This window comes from Haladaptatus halobius, from assembly GCF_020618475.1.
In the GTDB taxonomy this organism is placed as follows: Archaea; Halobacteriota; Halobacteria; order Halobacteriales; family Haladaptataceae; genus Haladaptatus; species Haladaptatus halobius.
The window spans coordinates 1,103,545-1,119,681 of record NZ_CP085336.1; the positions used below are offsets into that span (position 1 = coordinate 1,103,545).

The 16,137-nt window shown below is 66.0% G+C and carries 14 protein-coding genes; 3 read left to right on the top strand and 11 right to left on the bottom strand.

All coding sequences use genetic code 11. The features are described from left to right. Window positions 1-31: 31 nt before the first annotated feature. From LIW51_RS22505 to LIW51_RS22520, 4 genes are all read right to left on the bottom strand, one after another. Complete coding sequence (locus LIW51_RS22505) at window positions 32-1,645, bottom strand: hydantoinase B/oxoprolinase family protein (protein ID WP_227377319.1); 1,614 nt, start codon at window positions 1,643-1,645, stop codon at window positions 32-34. Beyond that, on the bottom strand, window positions 1,642-3,648 hold the full coding sequence (locus tag LIW51_RS22510; protein ID WP_227377320.1) for a hydantoinase/oxoprolinase family protein: 2,007 nt from the start codon (window positions 3,646-3,648) through the stop codon (window positions 1,642-1,644). Before LIW51_RS22510 ends, LIW51_RS22505 begins: the two co-directional genes overlap by 4 nt. Beyond that, window positions 3,649-4,866 carry an Nramp family divalent metal transporter gene (locus LIW51_RS22515; protein ID WP_227377322.1) on the bottom strand — a complete coding sequence of 406 codons (1,218 nt, stop codon included), beginning with the start codon at window positions 4,864-4,866 and terminating at the stop codon, window positions 3,649-3,651. 121 nt (window positions 4,867-4,987) lie between these two features. Beyond that, window positions 4,988-5,536 carry a ribbon-helix-helix protein, CopG family gene (locus tag LIW51_RS22520; RefSeq protein WP_227377323.1) on the bottom strand — a complete coding sequence of 183 codons (549 nt, stop codon included), beginning with the start codon at window positions 5,534-5,536 and terminating at the stop codon, window positions 4,988-4,990. Between the two features lie 111 nt (window positions 5,537-5,647). Between LIW51_RS22520 and LIW51_RS22525 the strand changes: the two genes are divergently transcribed. Both LIW51_RS22525 and LIW51_RS22530 read left to right on the top strand, forming a co-directional pair. Further along, window positions 5,648-6,961: a DUF2238 domain-containing protein gene (locus LIW51_RS22525; RefSeq protein ID WP_227377324.1), complete on the top strand. Its 1,314-nt coding sequence runs from the start codon at window positions 5,648-5,650 to the stop codon at window positions 6,959-6,961. Between the two features lie 94 nt (window positions 6,962-7,055). Then, window positions 7,056-8,303, top strand: a complete 1,248-nt coding sequence (locus LIW51_RS22530) for an MFS transporter (protein ID WP_227377325.1) — start codon at window positions 7,056-7,058, stop codon at window positions 8,301-8,303. Here the strand turns inward: LIW51_RS22530 and LIW51_RS22535 are convergent, their stop codons facing one another. Then, window positions 8,304-9,548 (bottom strand): hypothetical protein, encoded by a 1,245-nt coding sequence (locus LIW51_RS22535; protein ID WP_227377326.1) that lies wholly within the window; start codon window positions 9,546-9,548, stop codon window positions 8,304-8,306. 137 nt (window positions 9,549-9,685) lie between these two features. Further along, window positions 9,686-10,021, bottom strand: a complete 336-nt coding sequence (gene ddfA / locus LIW51_RS22540) for a DdfA family disk-determining factor (RefSeq protein ID WP_227377327.1) — start codon at window positions 10,019-10,021, stop codon at window positions 9,686-9,688. Between the two features lie 313 nt (window positions 10,022-10,334). Here ddfA and LIW51_RS22545 point away from each other — a divergent pair, with 313 nt between their 5' ends. Next, complete coding sequence (locus tag LIW51_RS22545; protein WP_227377328.1) at window positions 10,335-11,933, top strand: class I adenylate-forming enzyme family protein; 1,599 nt, start codon at window positions 10,335-10,337, stop codon at window positions 11,931-11,933. Here LIW51_RS22545 and LIW51_RS22550 read toward each other — a convergent pair. The 5 genes from LIW51_RS22550 to LIW51_RS22570 form a co-directional block, all read right to left on the bottom strand. Beyond that, the gene (locus tag LIW51_RS22550) at window positions 11,917-12,219 is read right to left on the bottom strand and encodes a hypothetical protein (RefSeq protein WP_227377329.1); all 303 of its coding nucleotides are present in this window, start codon (window positions 12,217-12,219) and stop codon (window positions 11,917-11,919) included. The genes LIW51_RS22545 and LIW51_RS22550 overlap by 17 nt on opposite strands. 252 nt (window positions 12,220-12,471) lie before the next feature. Then, window positions 12,472-12,852: a hypothetical protein gene (locus LIW51_RS22555; RefSeq protein WP_227377330.1), complete on the bottom strand. Its 381-nt coding sequence runs from the start codon at window positions 12,850-12,852 to the stop codon at window positions 12,472-12,474. Between the two features lie 117 nt (window positions 12,853-12,969). Next, window positions 12,970-13,818 (bottom strand): DUF3891 family protein, encoded by an 849-nt coding sequence (locus LIW51_RS22560; protein ID WP_227377331.1) that lies wholly within the window; start codon window positions 13,816-13,818, stop codon window positions 12,970-12,972. A 64-nt stretch (window positions 13,819-13,882) separates the two neighbouring features. Beyond that, the gene (locus tag LIW51_RS22565) at window positions 13,883-14,353 is read right to left on the bottom strand and encodes a cupin domain-containing protein (RefSeq protein WP_227377332.1); all 471 of its coding nucleotides are present in this window, start codon (window positions 14,351-14,353) and stop codon (window positions 13,883-13,885) included. A 161-nt stretch (window positions 14,354-14,514) separates the two neighbouring features. Continuing rightward, the gene (locus LIW51_RS22570) at window positions 14,515-16,062 is read right to left on the bottom strand and encodes a SagB/ThcOx family dehydrogenase (RefSeq protein WP_227377333.1); all 1,548 of its coding nucleotides are present in this window, start codon (window positions 16,060-16,062) and stop codon (window positions 14,515-14,517) included. Window positions 16,063-16,137 lie beyond the last annotated feature (75 nt).

Sequence of the window (16,137 nt, forward strand, 5' to 3'; positions counted from 1 at the left end):
TTTCCGGTCCGGTTCGCGGTTCCGAGTCGGTTCATTCCTTCCACTCCGTCTTCTCGTCCGCGCGGTCGCGCTTGACGGCCTCCGGGTCGCGGTCGTCGGGCGACCCGTGCCCGCCGCCGCCCGGCGTCAGAACCGCGACCGTCGTTCCCGCCGCCACGTCGCGCGTCGTCTTCGCCGGGACGACCTCGCCCCCGATGCGGTTCACGCCCGTCGCGCCGTCTTCGCCGCCGGCGATTCCGCGTGGAGCGACTCGCCGCCGCTCGGTGAGGAGCGAGACCGTCGCGTCCGCCTCGACCCTCACGGAGCGGACGACGCCGAGGCCGCCCCGGTGTTCGCCGCGACCGCCGCTGTCCTCGCGGAGACCGTACTCCTCGACGAACAGGGGGTACTCGGCTTCGAGTGCCTCGACCGGGGTGTTCAGCGTGTTCGTCATCCCCACTTGCACTCCGTCAAGCCCGTCTTTCGTCGGTCGGCCGCCGAACCCGCCGGCGATGGTCTCGTAGTACGTGAATCCGTCTCCGCCTCCCGATCGACTCCCGATGGTGAGGTTGTTCATCGTCCCCTGTCCCTGCGCCGGGACGCGGTCGGGGGCCGCCTCGGCGAACGCCGTGAACACCACGTCGGTGACTCGCTGGCTGGTTTCGACGTTGCCGCCGACGACCGCCGCCGGGGGTCGGGGGTTCAACAGCGACCCTTCCGGCACCGAGACCGAGATGGGATCGTAACAGCCCTGATTCGGGGGTATCTCGGGGTCGGTCACGCACCGAATCACGAAGTACACCGCGCTCCTCGCCACCGCAACCGGCGCGTTCACGTTACCCGCGACCTGCGGCGCGGTGCCAGCGAAATCAACCTCGATTCGCTCGTCTTCGACCGTCACCGTCACCTTGATCGGAATCTCGTCGTCGGTCACCCCGTCGCCTTCCATCACGTCGCGCGCGCCCAACTCGCCGTTCGGCAGGTCGGCGAGTTCGGCGGTCACGCGGTCGCGTGAGTAGTCGATGACGGCGTCGAAAGCCGCAACGATGCGGTCTCTGCCGTGTTCGTCCACGAGGTCGCCCAGTCGCTCCTCGGCGCGTTCGTTCGCCGCGATCTGCGCGCGAACGTCCGCCCGGCGCTCGCTCGGATTCCGGACGTTCGCCAGCAGGAGGCGCATCACGTCGTCGTTCACCTCGCCGCCGCTGACCAGTCGAACCGGCGGCAGTCGGATGCCCTCCTGGTATATCTCCCGCGCTCCGGCGGGCATGCTTCCCGGCGTCATCCCGCCGACGTCCGCGTGGTGCGCGCGGGAGACGGCAAAGCCGAGCGTCTCCCCGTCGACGGCGACGGGCGACACCATCGTCACGTCCGGGAGGTGTGTGCCGCCTTCGAACGGGTCGTTCAGGACGAACACGTCGCCCGGTCGCGGATCGTACTCCAGCACGGTGTCTACCGCCTCGGGCATCGCGCCCAGGTGAACCGGGATGTGTTCGGCCTGCGCGACGAGGCGACCGTCGGCGTCGAAGAGGGCGGTCGAGCAGTCGCGTCGCTCCTTGATGTTCGGCGAGTACGAGGAGGTGATGAGCACTTGCCCCATCTCCTCGGCGACGCTCTCGAACTGGTTTCGCACGATTTCGAGCGTGACGGCGTCGATGTCGCGGCTCATTCGCCCTCGCCCCCCGAGAGCACGAGCGTCCCGTCCGCTCGCACCGTGCCCGACCATCCCGGCGGAACGACGACCGTGCTCTCGTTCTGCTCGAGGACGGTCGGCCCGTCGACCGTCGCACCCTCGCCGAGTCCGGTGCGCGCCAAGACGGGCGTCTCGCGGAACCGCTCGCCGAAGAACGCTTTCCTCGTTCCTTTTTCGGCCTCGCCCGAATCGCGATAGCTCACCGAGAGCGATTCGCGCTCGACGACCGCCGTCGCCCGGAGGTTCACGAGTTCGACGGGGTCGTCCATCGCGTACCCGTAGGTGCTCTCGTGGGCTTCGCGGAATCGGTCGGCCACGGCGCTCGCGTCGAACGCTCCGTCAACCGGCACCGTGAGTTCGAAGCTCTGTCCCACGTACCGCAGGTCGGCGGCGCGACGAACCGCTGCCTCCTCGGGGATCGCGACGTCCGCCAGCACGTCCTCCGCGAGGTCGTCGTACGTCGCCTCCACGTCGTCTAGCGCGACGTTCGCCAGCGGACTCCGGAGCGTGCGAACCGAGTCGTGTTGCTCGTCGGCGACGAGCAACCCGTAGGCGGAGAGGACGCCGCAGGCGTGCGGAACGACGACCGACTCCATGTCGAGGCTCTCGGCGAGGGCGGCGGCGTGCATCGGCCCCGCCCCGCCGAAGGCGACCAAACCGAATCCCCGCGGGTCGTGTCCCCGCTCGATCGTGACGGCGCGGATGGCGCGGGTCATGTTCGCGTTGGCGACCCGGTACACGCCGCGGGCGGCATCGAGCGCGTCGTCCAATCCCGCGTCGTCGGCCAGTCGTTCCAGCGCGTCGTGGGCCGCCTCCACGTCGAGTTCGAGTTCGCCGGCGAGGGCCGAACTGCCGCCAATGTAGCCCAGCACGACGTTCGCGTCGGTCACGGTCGGCTCCGTACCGCCGCGCCCGTAGCAGGCCGGGCCGGGGTTCGCTCCCGCGGAGCGCGGCCCGACGCGCAGGGCGTTTCCGGCGTCCACCCACGCGACGCTTCCGCCGCCCGCGCCGACCGTGTTCACGTCCACCATCGGCGTCTTGATGGGTCGCCCGTTTATTTCGGCATTCGTCGTCCGCTCGACCTCGCCGTCGCGGACGAGGCTCACGTCGCTGGAGGTGCCGCCCATGTCGAAGGTGACGAGCCCGTCGCGGGCGCGCTCCCCGGCGGTCTCCGCCCCGCCGACGACGCCTGCTGCGGGGCCGGACATCGTCGTCGTGACGGCGTGTTCTCGTACCGTCTTCGCCGGGGCGATGCCGCCGTTCGCCTGCATGATTCGCGGCGCTGGAACGCCTCGCTCCTCGGCGCGCTCTTCCAGGCGACCGATGTAGGCGTCGATGGCGGGCGTGACGTAGGCGTCCACGACCGTCGTGGAGGCTCGTTCGTACTCGCGGAACTCGGCGAGCACCTCGTGGGACGCGGAGACGGGGACGTCGAGTTCCTCGCGGAGAATTTTGGCGACGACCCGCTCGTTTTCGGGATGCTGGTAGGCGTGCAACAGACAGACCGCGACGCTCTCCGAGCCGCACCGCCGAATCTCCTCCGCGATATCGCGCGCTTCGCCTTCGTCGGCGGGCGTGCGGACGCCGTCGACCGCGGTTCGTTCCTTGACCTCGAACCTGCGGCGGCGGGGAACGAGCGGCGCGGGTCTGTCGGTGTCGATGTCGTAGAGATTCGGTCGATTCTGCCGACCGATTTCGAGTACGTCGCGGAACCCCTCGGTCGTCACGAGCGCGGTCTTCGCGCCGTTCTCTTCGAGCAGGGCGTTCACGGAGACAGTCATCGCGTGGGCGAACGCGTCCACGTCGCTCGGATCGACGCCCGCCTCGTCGCAGGCTTTCTCGATGCCGGCGAGGACGCCGACGCTCTGGTCGTCGGTGCTCGGCACTTTCGCCGTCACGAGTTCGTCGTCCGGCAGGAGGAGCACCACGTCGGTGAAGGTGCCGCCGACGTCCACGCCGACGCGCGTTTCGCCGACCACTCAGACCACCCCCATACTCTCCGCGACGGTGTAGAGCGCGCGGAGGCCGAGCCAAACGACGATTATGGTGACGATACCTCCGAGGACGTTCTGTACGGTGGTGTTCGTGTACTCGCCAAGCGTGCTGCGGTCGTTCATGGCGTAGATGAGGAACACCGCCACGACGGGAAGAAGTATCCCGTTCACAACCTGCGCGAACACAATGGCCTCGACGGGTTCGAGACCGAGCGCGGAGAATACGGTTCCGACCCCGAGGATGGTCGCCCAGACGGCGCGAAAGCGAAACGACTTCAGATCGACGTCCCAGCCGAGCGCTCCCGCCGTGGCGTACGCGCCAGCGAGCGGCGCGGTCGTCGCGCTGGTGAATCCAGCGGCGAACAGGCCGATGCTGAACAGTATCGTCGCGTAGTTGCCGACGAGCGGCCGCAACTGCTCGGCCATCGTCCCCACGTCCTGTATCTCCGTCCCGGCGGGAAAGACCGCCGCCGCAGTGACGAGGATGGAGAGCGTGATGATCCCGCCGACGAGGATGGATGCCACGGTGTCGGTTCTGGATTCTGCGAGGTCTTCCGGGCCGCCCCACCGCTTCTGTACGCTGCTCGCGTGCAAGAAGAGGTTGTAGCCGACGATGGTCGTCCCGATGAGGCCCGTGATGAGGAACGCCGACCCCTCGGGCGCTGACGGGACGAACCCGAGGGCGAGGCGGTTCAGGTCGGGGCCGACGAGAATCGCGTCGATGATGAACGAGAACGCCATCACCCCGACGAGAGCGACGAGCGCGCGCTCGATGAGTTCGTACCGACCGCTCCACAGGAGCGCGCCAGCGCACAGCCCCATGAGCGGCCCCCAGAACGAGGAGCCGATGCCCGTGACGGTCGCCAGACCCGCCGCGCCGCCGAGGATGTTTCCCGCCTCGTACGCCGCCGTCCCGATACCGATGGCACTCACGACGAGCGCCACGCTGAGGTACGACAGCGTCGGGTGTTTGAACTGTTCTCGCAGCGCCTCCCCGAGTCCGCGGCGGGTGACGACCCCTAACCGCGCGCTCATCTCCTGTAAGATGATTGTGGCGACGATGGAGAAGGCAATGGTCCAGACGAGCGCGTAGCCAAACCGTGCGCCCGTCACGCTCGCGGTCGTGACCGTTCCGGGGCCGATGAACGCGGCGGCGACCATCGCGCCCGGCCCGACGGAACGGAGTCGATTTACGATGTTCATAGTCGTATCCGTGATATGCTGTCACAACCCACGAGTCGGACTTAAAACCCGCCTAAGAACGCTGCATATCGCCGTGTAAGGGCGTATGAATGCGTATGAACAATTGTGAATCGTTCACCGGTCACCCGCGGCGAACTTCGGTGATGAGCACCTTCGAGACGCCATCTTCGATTTCGAGTTCGAACGGAAGCCGCGCCGCGCTCAGTTCGACGAATCGCATCATGAACCACTTGACCGACTCCGTCGGAAAGACGACGTGGTAGGTGTCGCCCTCCGTCGCTCGAACCGTCAGGAAACCGCAGAACGACAACCAATCGAGGAGTTCGCCGAGCGACGCGAACCGGTGTTCGTACTCGCGGGCGTGGTACTCGGAGACCTTGTCCGCAAGTTCGAGGAACTCGGGGTCGGGGTCGCCGGACTCGTCCTCGACGTAGTCCAGAAAGCAGTGGAGGAAATCCACGTCGAGCAGGACGTGCTCGCCGCTCGACAGCATCTGATGGTACGCTTCGAGGTTCGGTTCCGCGTCCGCCGTCGCCGCGTCGTAGTTCGCGGCGTAGAAGGTGAGTGCCTGCCTGACGAGTTCACTCTGTGGTTTGTCGGCTCGCTTCACGAGACCGTCGAGCGCCGTCCGCGCGTCGTCGTCGAGCGACACCGTGATGCGGTTCGTCATCGTATCGTCTACTCCGAACGAGGGCACTTATGGTTTCGTCTCTCACCGAAGTTAGCGAGCGACGGGGTTGCTCGACGCTCTCTTTTTGGTTCCCTCGCCCGTATCGCACCTATGGTCAGGAGGGGGACGAGCGACGGCGAGACGCGCGACGAGGGCGGAGCGAACGAGGGGGTCGAACCGAGCGGCGATGCGCTCGTCCCCCGGAACCGAAACGCCGTCGCGGCGTGGACGCTCGTCGCGGCCATCGCCGTCTCGGCTCTCGTGAGCACCGTCGACGGCGACTACTTGTGGGCGGGGCTGGCGGTCGCGGCGGTCGCAATCGCGCTAGTTCCGGTCATCACGTATCGAAGAGCCACGGCGATGCTCCCATGGGAGGCGCTCCTCTTCGTCACCGCCCCGCTCGCCGGCGTACCGTTCGATTCGTTCCTCCCGCGACCCGTCGCGACGTTCCTCGCCGTCGCGGGGCTGGCGCTCGTCATCGCCGTCGAGTTGGACACGTTCACCGCGGTCGAACTCTCCCCGGCGTTCGCGGTGCTCTTCGTCGTCACCGCGACCATGGCGACCGCCGGCACATGGGCGGTCGTCCAGTGGGTCGTCGACCGCGCGGTCGGCACGCAGAACCTCCGCGGGCTCAGCCAGGTGATGTGGTCGCTGCTCGCCGCGACCGGCGCGGGCGTCGCGGCCGGCGTGCTGTTCGACGCGTACTTTCGGCGGGCCGACACGGCGCGCTTCGGCTTCGACACGGGCGGCGAGCGCAACCGACCGGACGGCGCGACCGCCGTGGAATCCGCCGACGGGCGGGGACGCATGTCCGAGCGCCGCCAGCGACAGGTGGTTCGCGCGTTCCAACTCGTCCTCGTCGGCGTGTTACTCGTCGGCCTGTACGAAGCGAACGTGGGCATCATCGTCAACGCGGCCATAGCACTCGTCCTGATGGAGCTTCCCGCGCTGCTCGAACGGAATTTCCGGTTGCCCATCGACGCCGGACTGACGCTCTGGATCGTCGTGCCGGTGTTCCTCCACGCGGTCGGTACGCTCGGGCTGTACCAGTCGATAGGCTTATGGGATCAACTCACGCACGCGCTCTCCTCGTCGCTCGTCGCCGCCGCCGGCTACACCACGGTTCGCGCGCTCGACATCCACGCCGACAGCGTCTACCTTCCCGGGAAGTTTATGGTCGTCTTCATCCTCCTGTTCACGCTCGCGTTCGGCGTGCTCTGGGAGCTTCTGGAGTTCGGTCTCGACGGACTGGCGTCGATGACCGACACGGACAGCGTCCTCGCCCAGTACTCGCTGTCGAACACGATGCTCGACCTCGTGTTCGACACCGTCGGCGGCGTCGCGGTCGCCGTCTGGGGGGCGGCCCACCTCTCGAACGTCACAGACGCGCTCGCCGCCCGAATGGACTCCGAGGGGGCGGACTGAGCGCACTCTCCGTCGACGGACTTCGGAACCGGACAGATTGGCGGACACCCACTCGTTTAACCGCCCGCCCGACCCTGTTCGAGGTACAGTATCGATGTCGCCCAGTCGCTGGTCGGTCGTCGCTCACCTCCGGAATGGAGTGCGCGGACTTCGCGGCGACGGTCGCGGCTGGCTGCTCGTCGTCGTCGCGGTCGGCTGGGCGTTCACGCTCGGACTGCGCTTTCTCATCCCTCCCCTATTGCCGCAGATCAAGACCGCGTTCACCGTCTCCAACGCCACCGCCGGACTCGCCATCACCGCGCTCTGGGTCGGCTACGCCCTGATGCAGTTCCCGGCTGGGGTGTTGATAGATCGTATCGGAGAACGCACGCTGCTCACGGCGAGTCTCTGCCTCTCGGGGTTGAGCCTCTGCTTGATCGGCTTCTCCCCGGTGTTCGCCGTCTTCTTCGTCGGAACCGCCGCCTTCGGACTCGGCTCCGGACTGTACGGACCGAGCCGGGGAACCGTCCTCTCGCGCACGTTCACGCGGAAGGCGGGTGCGGCGTTTGGCGTCACGCTCGCCATGGGCAGCATCGGCTCCGCGGTGCTCCCCGGCGCTGCGACCGCCGTCGTCGAGCGAGTCGGCTGGCGACCCATTCTCGCCGGTCTCTCTGTGCCGTTCTTCGCGGTCGCAGCGCTAGCGTGGCGGGTCGTCCCCGAGCGAACGCCCGACGAAGTAGATGCTAGCGCAGACGCGAATGCCGACGAGACCGCCCCGCGTTCGACCCACCTCCTTCGGGACGTCGTCGGGACGCTCTCCGACCGGTCGATACGCGTCGCGACCGTCGCCATCGGTCTCCTCCTGTTCGTCTATCAGGGACTGACCGCGTTTCTGCCGACGTATCTCGAACAGGTCAAAGAACTCGACCAACAGACCGCCGCGCTGCTCTACGGACTCATGTTCGTCGCGGGCGCACTCTCGCAGCTGGTGGCCGGCAACGCCGCCGACCGCGTCGGGATCAAACCTGTCCTCCTCGTCGTCACCGCCGTCGGCGTTGTCACGCCGGTCGCGCTCACGCTCGCGTCAGGGGTGACGGCGCTCGCGGTCGTCGTCACCGTCCTCGGAACGCGGATGGCCATCGCGCCCGTCACGAACGCCTACATCGTCGGGACGCTCCCCGACCACGTCGAGGGTGCGGCATGGGGGTTCATCCGCACCGGTTTCTTCCTCGTCGGTTCCGCCGGTTCCACGTTCGTCGGTCTCTTCGCCGACGCGAACCGCTTCGACGCCGCGTTCCTCGCGCTGGCGGCGCTCTCGGCTGTTGCGCTCGGTTGCTACGCGGTACTCCCAGGAGACGGGTAGTTACAGGCGATTTCGAAGCGCCCACGTGTCCGCCGTCGGGTCGAGGTTGGAGGGTTCGGCACCCCGCTCGGTGACGATTCCCGCGTGGAACAGCATGGCTTTTAGTTGGAACACGGTTGGCGAGTGGTAGACGTTTCCGTCGGCCAGTCGGCTCGCCCGTAACTCGCCGTCCGGCGTCAACACTCGTATTCTGGCGTCGTCCGTCCCTCGGATGAACAGTTCGATTGCGAAGGACGGATGGAGTTCGTGGAGATACGCGACGAGGTCGACGAGCGACGGCTCGGGCGTTCCGTCGTCGTGCAAGTTCTGTATTTCCTCGACGAGCAGTTTCGTCGCCGGATACGCGAACACGACTCGTCGGGTGAGCAACCCCCACTCCGGCGCGAGGTCGTAGAAACGCTGCGACTTCCGATACCACCCTTCGAACTCGCTCAAGGCAGTTTCGACCGAGCCGTATCGGTCGAGCGCGAAACGAACCACTTCCCTCCCGAGCGGCGTGAGCCGGACGCCGTTCGGTCGCTCGTCGACGAGATTCAGAAACGCCGCACCTCGCCGCGCGCTCTCGACCTCTCGAACGATCTTGTTCGTCCTCATCAGTTCCTCCGTCGAACCGTCGGCGTAGTGCGCGAGCGGATAGCCGAGGTAGTTCTTCGGGTGGTTGAGTCCGAAGGATTTGTTCGCCACGCCCTGCGCGCTCGCCTGAAATCGAATCGCGTTCGTCTCCGTCGTTGTCCGATTTCCGACGATTCGCGGCACCTCCAGCGGTTCGATGGTTCCACCGCTTTCGACGCCGAGAACGCCGACGTTCAGCTCTCGGGCGAGCGTTCGATCCGACCGGGAGACCGCCCGAACCGGAGCGGCGACGTACGCGGCGTTGGCCTCGTGGAGACGGTCGTACGCTTGCACGATGCCGCGCTCGACGTCGATGTCCCCGTGTTTGGTGTACCCTTTCGCTTCGACCGCCACCAGCGGCGGCTCGTCGCCGAGGCGCTCGACGGCCTGTAGTTCGTCGTCTAGCGCGCGAACTCCGACGAGATCCGGGTATCCCGTCCCGACGCGGACGTGGTTGAACGGCGCCAGCGTCTCCTTGACCTCGGACGTGATTCGCTCACCGGCGACCCAGCGGTCGGTGGCGAACTGCGTATCGACGACCGCGTACGATTTTTGCGCGTCGTCGGGAAACAGGTGGCGCTTGGTGTGCGCGAGGACGCGGGGTTCCGTCAACTCGCGCGTCACGCTAGCCATGTCGGTGGCGTTAGCGCGTGTTTCACAAGAAGATTGCGTTGCTTGAATCGGAGGTGCGTTTCTGAAGTGAGGACATTCTCACGACCCCTCACGTTCGGTCTCCGGCTGGCGAACGCAACCTGTAGACGACGTGCCGGTCATTCGGTGGGAGGAGGACTGGGCTTACGGAGCGTGATCTTCCCGTCGGTCTGGATACGGACGACTGCGTCGTCGTACTCGAATCGGACTCGCCCGTTGGTGTTGCGGGGCGTCCCGTCCGGGCGAGGCCGAAAGAGGGCGTCGAGGGCGTCCGGGTCGATGAAGTCGGCGAGGATAGCCAACTCGTCGGGGACGGCGTCGTTGAAGGCGGTAACGGCCTCGACGAGTTCCTCGCTGACCGTATCCGTCTCGGGGTCGAACGTCGTACGATGGCGTTGCTGGTCGGACGAGTTGCGTTGCTGGTCGAAATCGAGATCGCGTTTGTGGTCGGTCATGGTTGTGGAGCGAGTGTGTACTGTGAGGTGCGCCGTGCGTGGGACTCGGCAGTCAACGCGGGTATACAAGTAGAGCTACTGACATATACCTATCCTGTCGACAGCAGACGCACAGTGTGTGCTTTCTCGTCTCATCTCCGAGGTGCTCCACCGTCTTCAAGGGCTACAATAACCCGGTTTCTCACACGTGGCCGACGGTCGGTTTTCGTTCGCTACGCGGACGTGTCTCCCCGGCCGAGCCGAACGTGTGATAATTGATACCAAAAGGCGAAATACTTACCCCGTCGCCAGAGTATGACTCGAACGACGGTTCATGAAGACGGAAATGACCACGCTGGATTTCCTCGACCGCGCCGTCGACCTCTACGACGACGTCGTCGGCGTGATAGCTGACGACGGCACGGAGTACACCTACGGGGAATTCAACGAACGGGTAAATCGTCTGTCGAACGCGCTGGCCGACCTCGGTATCGAGCAGGGAGACCGCGTGGCGATGCTCGCCTCGAACACGCACTACTTCCTCGAATCGCTGTATGCGACCAATCAACTCGGTGCGGTGTACGTCCCGATGAACTACCGCCTCGTGCCCGAGGACTACGAGTACATCCTCGACGACTGCGAGGCTTCGGTCGTCATCGCGGACTACGACTTCGCCGATAAGATAGAGACGGTGCGGGACTCGGTTCCGGCGGAGCGGTTCGTCGGCTACGAGGCCGACCGAATCGACGGCGACTGGGTCGATTACGCGGCCCTTGTGGACGACGCCTCCCCGGAACCGCCGGAGCGCCCGACCATCTCCGAGGACGACGACGCGAGTATCAACTACACCTCGGGCACGACCGGCGACCCGAAGGGCGTCGTCCGAACCCACAGAACCGAGCACTGGCACGCGCTCGTGCTCAACCAGCACATGGAGATAAGCGACGACGACACGTACCTCTGGACGCTGCCGATGTTCCACTGCAACGGCTGGGGGCACACCTACGCCATCACGGGAACCGGCGGCACGCACGTCTGCTTGCGGAAGTTCACGCCGGAGCGGACGCTCTCGAAGGTGCGCGACTACGACGTCTCGTTCATGTGCGGCGCGCCGACGGTGCTCAACCGCGTCATCGCGCACTACGAGGATAACCCGGAGGTCGAGACGACGGGCGACCGCGATGTTCGCATCGCCACCGCCGGGAGCGCGCCCGCGACGGCGACCATCGAGACCATCGAGGACGACATCGGCTGGCGCATCATCCACATCTACGGGCTGACCGAGACCGCGCCCATCATCACGACGTCGAACTCCCCCCGCCGACTTGCCGAGCGCGGGCGCTCGCTCAAAGTGAACCAGGGGAGCGAGACGCTCTGTACAGACGTGCGCGTCGTCGACGAAGACGGCGAGGACGTTCCCAGTGACGGCGAGACGATGGGCGAGATCGTCGTGCAGGGCAATCAGGTGATGGATCGCTATCTCAACAAGCCGGAGGCGACCGAAGAGGCGTTCAACGACCGCCTGCCGGGCTACTTCCACACGGGCGACCTCGCCACCATCGACGAGGACGGGATGATCGCCATCCAGGACAGGAAGAAGGACATCATCATCTCCGGCGGCGAGAACGTCTCCTCGATCGCGGTCGAGGACCACCTCTACGACCACCCCAACATCGCCAAGGCGGCGGTCATCCCCACCCCCAGCGAGGAGTGGGGCGAGATGGTGACGGCCATCGTCGTGCCGAAACCCGGCGCGGATCTCTCGAAAGACCATGTCGAGGAGTTCTGCCGCGAACGGATGGCCGGCTACAAGGTTCCGCGGGAAATCCTGATTCAGGACGACCTCCCCGAAACCGCGACCGGGAAGGTACAGAAGTACCAACTGCGACAGGAGTTCTGGGAGGACGAGGAGCGACTCATCGGCGAAGGGTGATCGCCGCTTCCTGCGCCGCTCCCGCTTCGGAGGAGACTACCCCCGCCGGTCGCGTCTCGCGCACGGAAAAACGGACGAGAGCGTCGGGTGCAGGGAGGGGTGTGAGGGTGGGTGTTAACGAAACGTGTAAGTCACTGTCTACCATGATCCCGTGAGCTTGTTCCCTGCGATCGCACGTTTCGACACGAAAATCGAGTAGCTGTTGGCGGTTATACGAAGCGATATTTGTAGTCGACCGCCACTCGCCGCGACCCTCGTTCGTCACGGGGAGCGACGCGACCTCCATCCGCCGCGATCCTCTATCCGCCGCGACCTCCGTCGGCAGCTGTGAGTATCTGGGGAACTATCCGCCGGATCGATACTCGATGGTTCCCTTCCACGTATCGTATTTGTCGTCGGAGTGGCTGTCATTTTCGAGGAGCGTCACCCGCACCGTCAGGGTTCCAGAGTCGAACTGGTCGAGGGCGTCCCGCAGGATTGTTATCGTGAACTCGCCGTTCTTCTTCTGTTGCCACTCGGCGTTCTTTCGCGCGACCCATTATCCGTTTATCTTGAAGAGGAAGTACGGTTCGCCGTCGCTTTTCGGGTCAACGTTCGGGAACCGCGTATCGGCGGTCACCCGCAGGTCGAAGTCGCCGTAGCTGCCGTTCTTCGCTCCGACCTTGTCGACGAACTTCACGCCGGCGATGTGACCCGACTCGCTCTTGACCTCCGTCTTCTGCGGCGTGCTCGGCTCGATCCACATCTCGGTCGTCGCAGTGTTCGCGGTCGTGGTCGTCGTCGTGGTCGAGGAATTCGTCGCCGCGGAGGTCGTCGTTCCGGTCGGCGAGGTCGTTCCGCCTGACCCGCCGATGCCGCTACAGCCGGCGAACAGGACGGCGAGAACGAGCGCGAGGGCGGTCGCCCGATGGCGGTTCATACGTGCCATTTCTACACCGACAATTTCAATTATCCGGCTGTTCCGAAAGTCTTCCTCCGGTTCCGGCGAGAACGGCGTCGGACTCACCGTCCACCCTCGACGCGTGGAACCCGATTCTCACCGGCGGAGGGTGAACGTCACCGTTTCGCGCTCGCTTCCGTAGTACGCTCGAATCAGTCCGTCTTCCCCGTCGAAATCGCTTTTCGGCACGGTTCGCGCCGGCACCGAAACGCGGACGGTCGACTCCTCGAACGGCCACGGTTCAACCCGAAACTCGTCCCCGCCGAGCGCGGTGATTCGCAGGGTCTCGTCCGCCTCGCCGGGGGCCACCGGCACTGAATCGATGGGGTCGTAGCCAGGCGGCGATTCGGTGGTGCAGAATGAGAGCGACAGGGTGTCCCACGCCTGCAGGAGTTTGTAATCGAACCAGAGGCGTCCGTCGTAGTCGTCGGGCGGCGTTCCGGTCTCGTGGAGCGCCGCGAGGAACGATTCGTCCGACTCCGAGAGCCACTCGTACCGGTTCGCGTCGCGCAGTTCGGCGAGGAGACGTTCTTGGCGTTCTTCCTGTCGGCGGACGAACTCCGCGAACTCGGACGGCAGGTCGGGCATCGACGGCGAGAGACCGTATCGCTGGCGACGGAGGCCGGTGCCGTGCATCGACACCACGAGTCCGGCGTACGCATCCATCTCGACGACGTTGTCGATACCCTCGTCGTAACAGTCTATCCACGCGTCCGCCGGTATCCGGGTGAACCCGACCGGTTCGCCGTCCTCGTCGAGGTGGGGGTGGAGGTCGTACTCCCACCAGCCGTTGTCGTGGGTGTAGGCCGCGAGAACCATCGACTGAGACGGTTTCGGGCGCTCGAATTCGTCGTTTCCCCAACGCTCGGCGAACTGCCCCGACAAGTCGGCGTGGTTCGGTTGCGTGATGAACCGGTAGCGGTTCTCCTGCTCGGCAACTATCATGGTCTCGGGTTCCACGGGCGGGCAGAAAAAAGTCGTCGCCGATTCCGGAGTCGAATCGAGTCCGCTACTCGGCGTCCGGTTCCGGGCCGATGGTGACGACGTTCGTACCGAACGGCTCTAGCGGTTCCTCGAACGTCGCGGTCAGTTCGTTACTCGGGAAGATGCCGAGGACGCATGCGATCTCGTCGCCGACGTTCCGCAGGCTGTGGGGAACGTCGGTCGGAACGATTGTCACCCCGCCCGTCGGGAGTTCGACCGTCGCGTCGCCGACGGTCGCTTCTACCCTCCCGGCGGTCACGTGAAGCAGTTCCTCGGCGCTGTCGCGGTGGATCGGGAGGTAGTTGCCTGGTTCGATTTCCATGCAGACCATCATCAGACCTTCGCCCGCAACCTTTCCTGCCCCCGGCGTCCCGGGTGATAGCGGGAAGTATCCGCGCAGTCGGGCGCGCTCGTCGCCTTCCTGCCACACGTCGGCTCCGTCGAACCGGTAGAGTTCGACGCTTCGGAGCGGCTCTTCTCGTGATTTCGGCGTCATGACAGTTCTCCAACTCAGTTTGGCTGGTAGCACTGCACGCTGGCGGAAAGAAATCGATAGCGTGGTACTCGGTAACAGAGTACGCTCGCCCGCACCATGACCGTTTCGACGAGTATCGTCGCGGGAGCCGCGAAACGAGACGTGTTGTCGCGCCGTGAAGGTCACGCCGGTCGCCCGAGGGCGTAGAGGAACATCGGCGTCTGACCCCGCGCACGCGGCGAGAGGAACTCGGTGACCGAATCGTCGTAGAAGGTCAGCCCGGTGCCGCCGAGCTCGCGGTGCGCGTAGGTGGCGAGATAGAGGTTGCCGGCGGTGAGCGCGGCTTCGAGCTGGGCGACGCGGTAGCCTCGGTCGCCGAGTCGCTCTGTGACGGCGTCGAGGTCGGCCAGAAAGTACGCGCAGACAGCCGCGTCAGCGCCGAGTCGCTGGTCGAGCGCGAGGTGACCGGCCTCCTTGCGACACGCTCCGGCCCTGAGTCGTTCGAGCTCCCCGGCCTCAGGGTGGTAGTGGTACGCGCCGGATTCGACGCCCTCGACCCCGTTGACCAGCAGATAGCAGTCGGTGTACTGGAGCGCACCCTCGGCGTTCCGCGCGTCGAGCGGAACGCCGCTCACGGCTCGTTCGAGGACGGTCGACACTTTCCGGAAGTTCAGGTCGTCGCGCACGAACTCCCGGCAGGAGCCGCGACGAGTGATCGTCTCGTGGAGCGGCACCTTCGAGGCTCGCTCCGGACCGACGGGTTCGAGGGGGACGCGCTCGCCATCCCCCACGTCGCGGGTCAGCGGCTCTCGGGGAGCGCGCTCGCGCCAGTCGCGGACGGCGTCGCCGTCCGGGAGCGACGAACCGACGTACGCCTCGTGGATGAGCGGATGGTCGACGATGTGTTCCGAGAGTGGTTCCGTCTCGGGGTCGACGGTCGGAACCCGCGGCGCGTCGGGTGCGGGTGCGCCGGTACCGACGGGGACGAGTTCCAATGGCGCTTCCTCGGCGGTGTCGAGTCCGAGCAGCGCGGCGACCTCCTCGTCGGCGAATGCGGTCACGACCTCGGTGGGGAGTTCGAGCCCGCGGGCGACCGCCGTGAGGTTCGCCAAGACGGTTCCGGAGTCCCAGAACGCGTGGCGGTAGGTGCGTTCGCCGTACTTCCACGCGTTCCGCCACCACGTCGAGGTGGCGACGAACGTGACCGGGGCGGCGACGACGTGCGCTTCGCCCCCGCTGGCCGCGGCGAGGACGCCCCGGAAATCGCCCTCGCGGAGCACATCGAGCGAGAGCGTCGTCGGGTCGAAGTGGTACACGCCGGGGTCGATTCCGTCGACGCCCTCGCCGACGACGGGATAGAGGTCGATGTGATACAGTTTTCCGGTACACGAAGCCGCGCGGTAGCGGGCCGTGTCGCTCCGGAGGGGCGACCGCGACGGAATCGGGAGTTCGCGCGTGACGCCCGCGGCGTAATAGCAGAGTTGCGTGAGGGTTTCGCGGTCGACGGCCGGGCTCGTTCCCTCGTCCGCGTCCGAAACCCGCCAGTGAAGCGCCGAGAGCGTCGGAAGTTGCGGCGGTCGAATCGACCGCGCGAGCGCCACTCGCGGTACGTCCACGTAGGTCTTGTACGGGGTCGGCTGATTCTCCCACTCCATTCGGCCGCCTCCGACGCTCTCCGGCGAGTGTTTCGTCCGTTCGTGATACTCGGTCGCGTCCACTCCCTCTGGCATACGCTCCCGTAGCACGGCCAGTCGTAAAAGGGCCTGCTGGAAGGACACGTTTCGAGGAATCGGCCAATATCAATA

Excerpts from the sequence above, each read along its gene's own strand:
- LIW51_RS22560 (WP_227377331.1), bottom strand. The coding sequence starts at position 13,818 with ATGATAGTTGCCGAGCAGGAGAACCGCTACCGGTTCATCACGCAACCG.
- LIW51_RS22520 (WP_227377323.1), bottom strand. The coding sequence starts at position 5,536 with ATGACGAACCGCATCACGGTGTCGCTCGACGACGACGCGCGGACGGCG.
- LIW51_RS22530 (WP_227377325.1), top strand. The coding sequence starts at position 7,056 with ATGTCGCCCAGTCGCTGGTCGGTCGTCGCTCACCTCCGGAATGGAGTG.
- LIW51_RS22570 (WP_227377333.1), bottom strand. The coding sequence starts at position 16,062 with ATGCCAGAGGGAGTGGACGCGACCGAGTATCACGAACGGACGAAACAC.
- LIW51_RS22545 (WP_227377328.1), top strand. The coding sequence starts at position 10,335 with ATGAAGACGGAAATGACCACGCTGGATTTCCTCGACCGCGCCGTCGAC.
- LIW51_RS22525 (WP_227377324.1), top strand. The coding sequence starts at position 5,648 with ATGGTCAGGAGGGGGACGAGCGACGGCGAGACGCGCGACGAGGGCGGA.
- LIW51_RS22565 (WP_227377332.1), bottom strand. The coding sequence starts at position 14,353 with ATGACGCCGAAATCACGAGAAGAGCCGCTCCGAAGCGTCGAACTCTAC.
- LIW51_RS22555 (WP_227377330.1), bottom strand. The coding sequence starts at position 12,852 with ATGAACCGCCATCGGGCGACCGCCCTCGCGCTCGTTCTCGCCGTCCTG.
- ddfA (WP_227377327.1), bottom strand. The coding sequence starts at position 10,021 with ATGACCGACCACAAACGCGATCTCGATTTCGACCAGCAACGCAACTCG.
- LIW51_RS22535 (WP_227377326.1), bottom strand. The coding sequence starts at position 9,548 with ATGGCTAGCGTGACGCGCGAGTTGACGGAACCCCGCGTCCTCGCGCAC.
- LIW51_RS22550 (WP_227377329.1), bottom strand. The coding sequence starts at position 12,219 with ATGGAGGTCGCGTCGCTCCCCGTGACGAACGAGGGTCGCGGCGAGTGG.
- LIW51_RS22515 (WP_227377322.1), bottom strand. The coding sequence starts at position 4,866 with ATGAACATCGTAAATCGACTCCGTTCCGTCGGGCCGGGCGCGATGGTC.
- LIW51_RS22505 (WP_227377319.1), bottom strand. The coding sequence starts at position 1,645 with ATGAGCCGCGACATCGACGCCGTCACGCTCGAAATCGTGCGAAACCAG.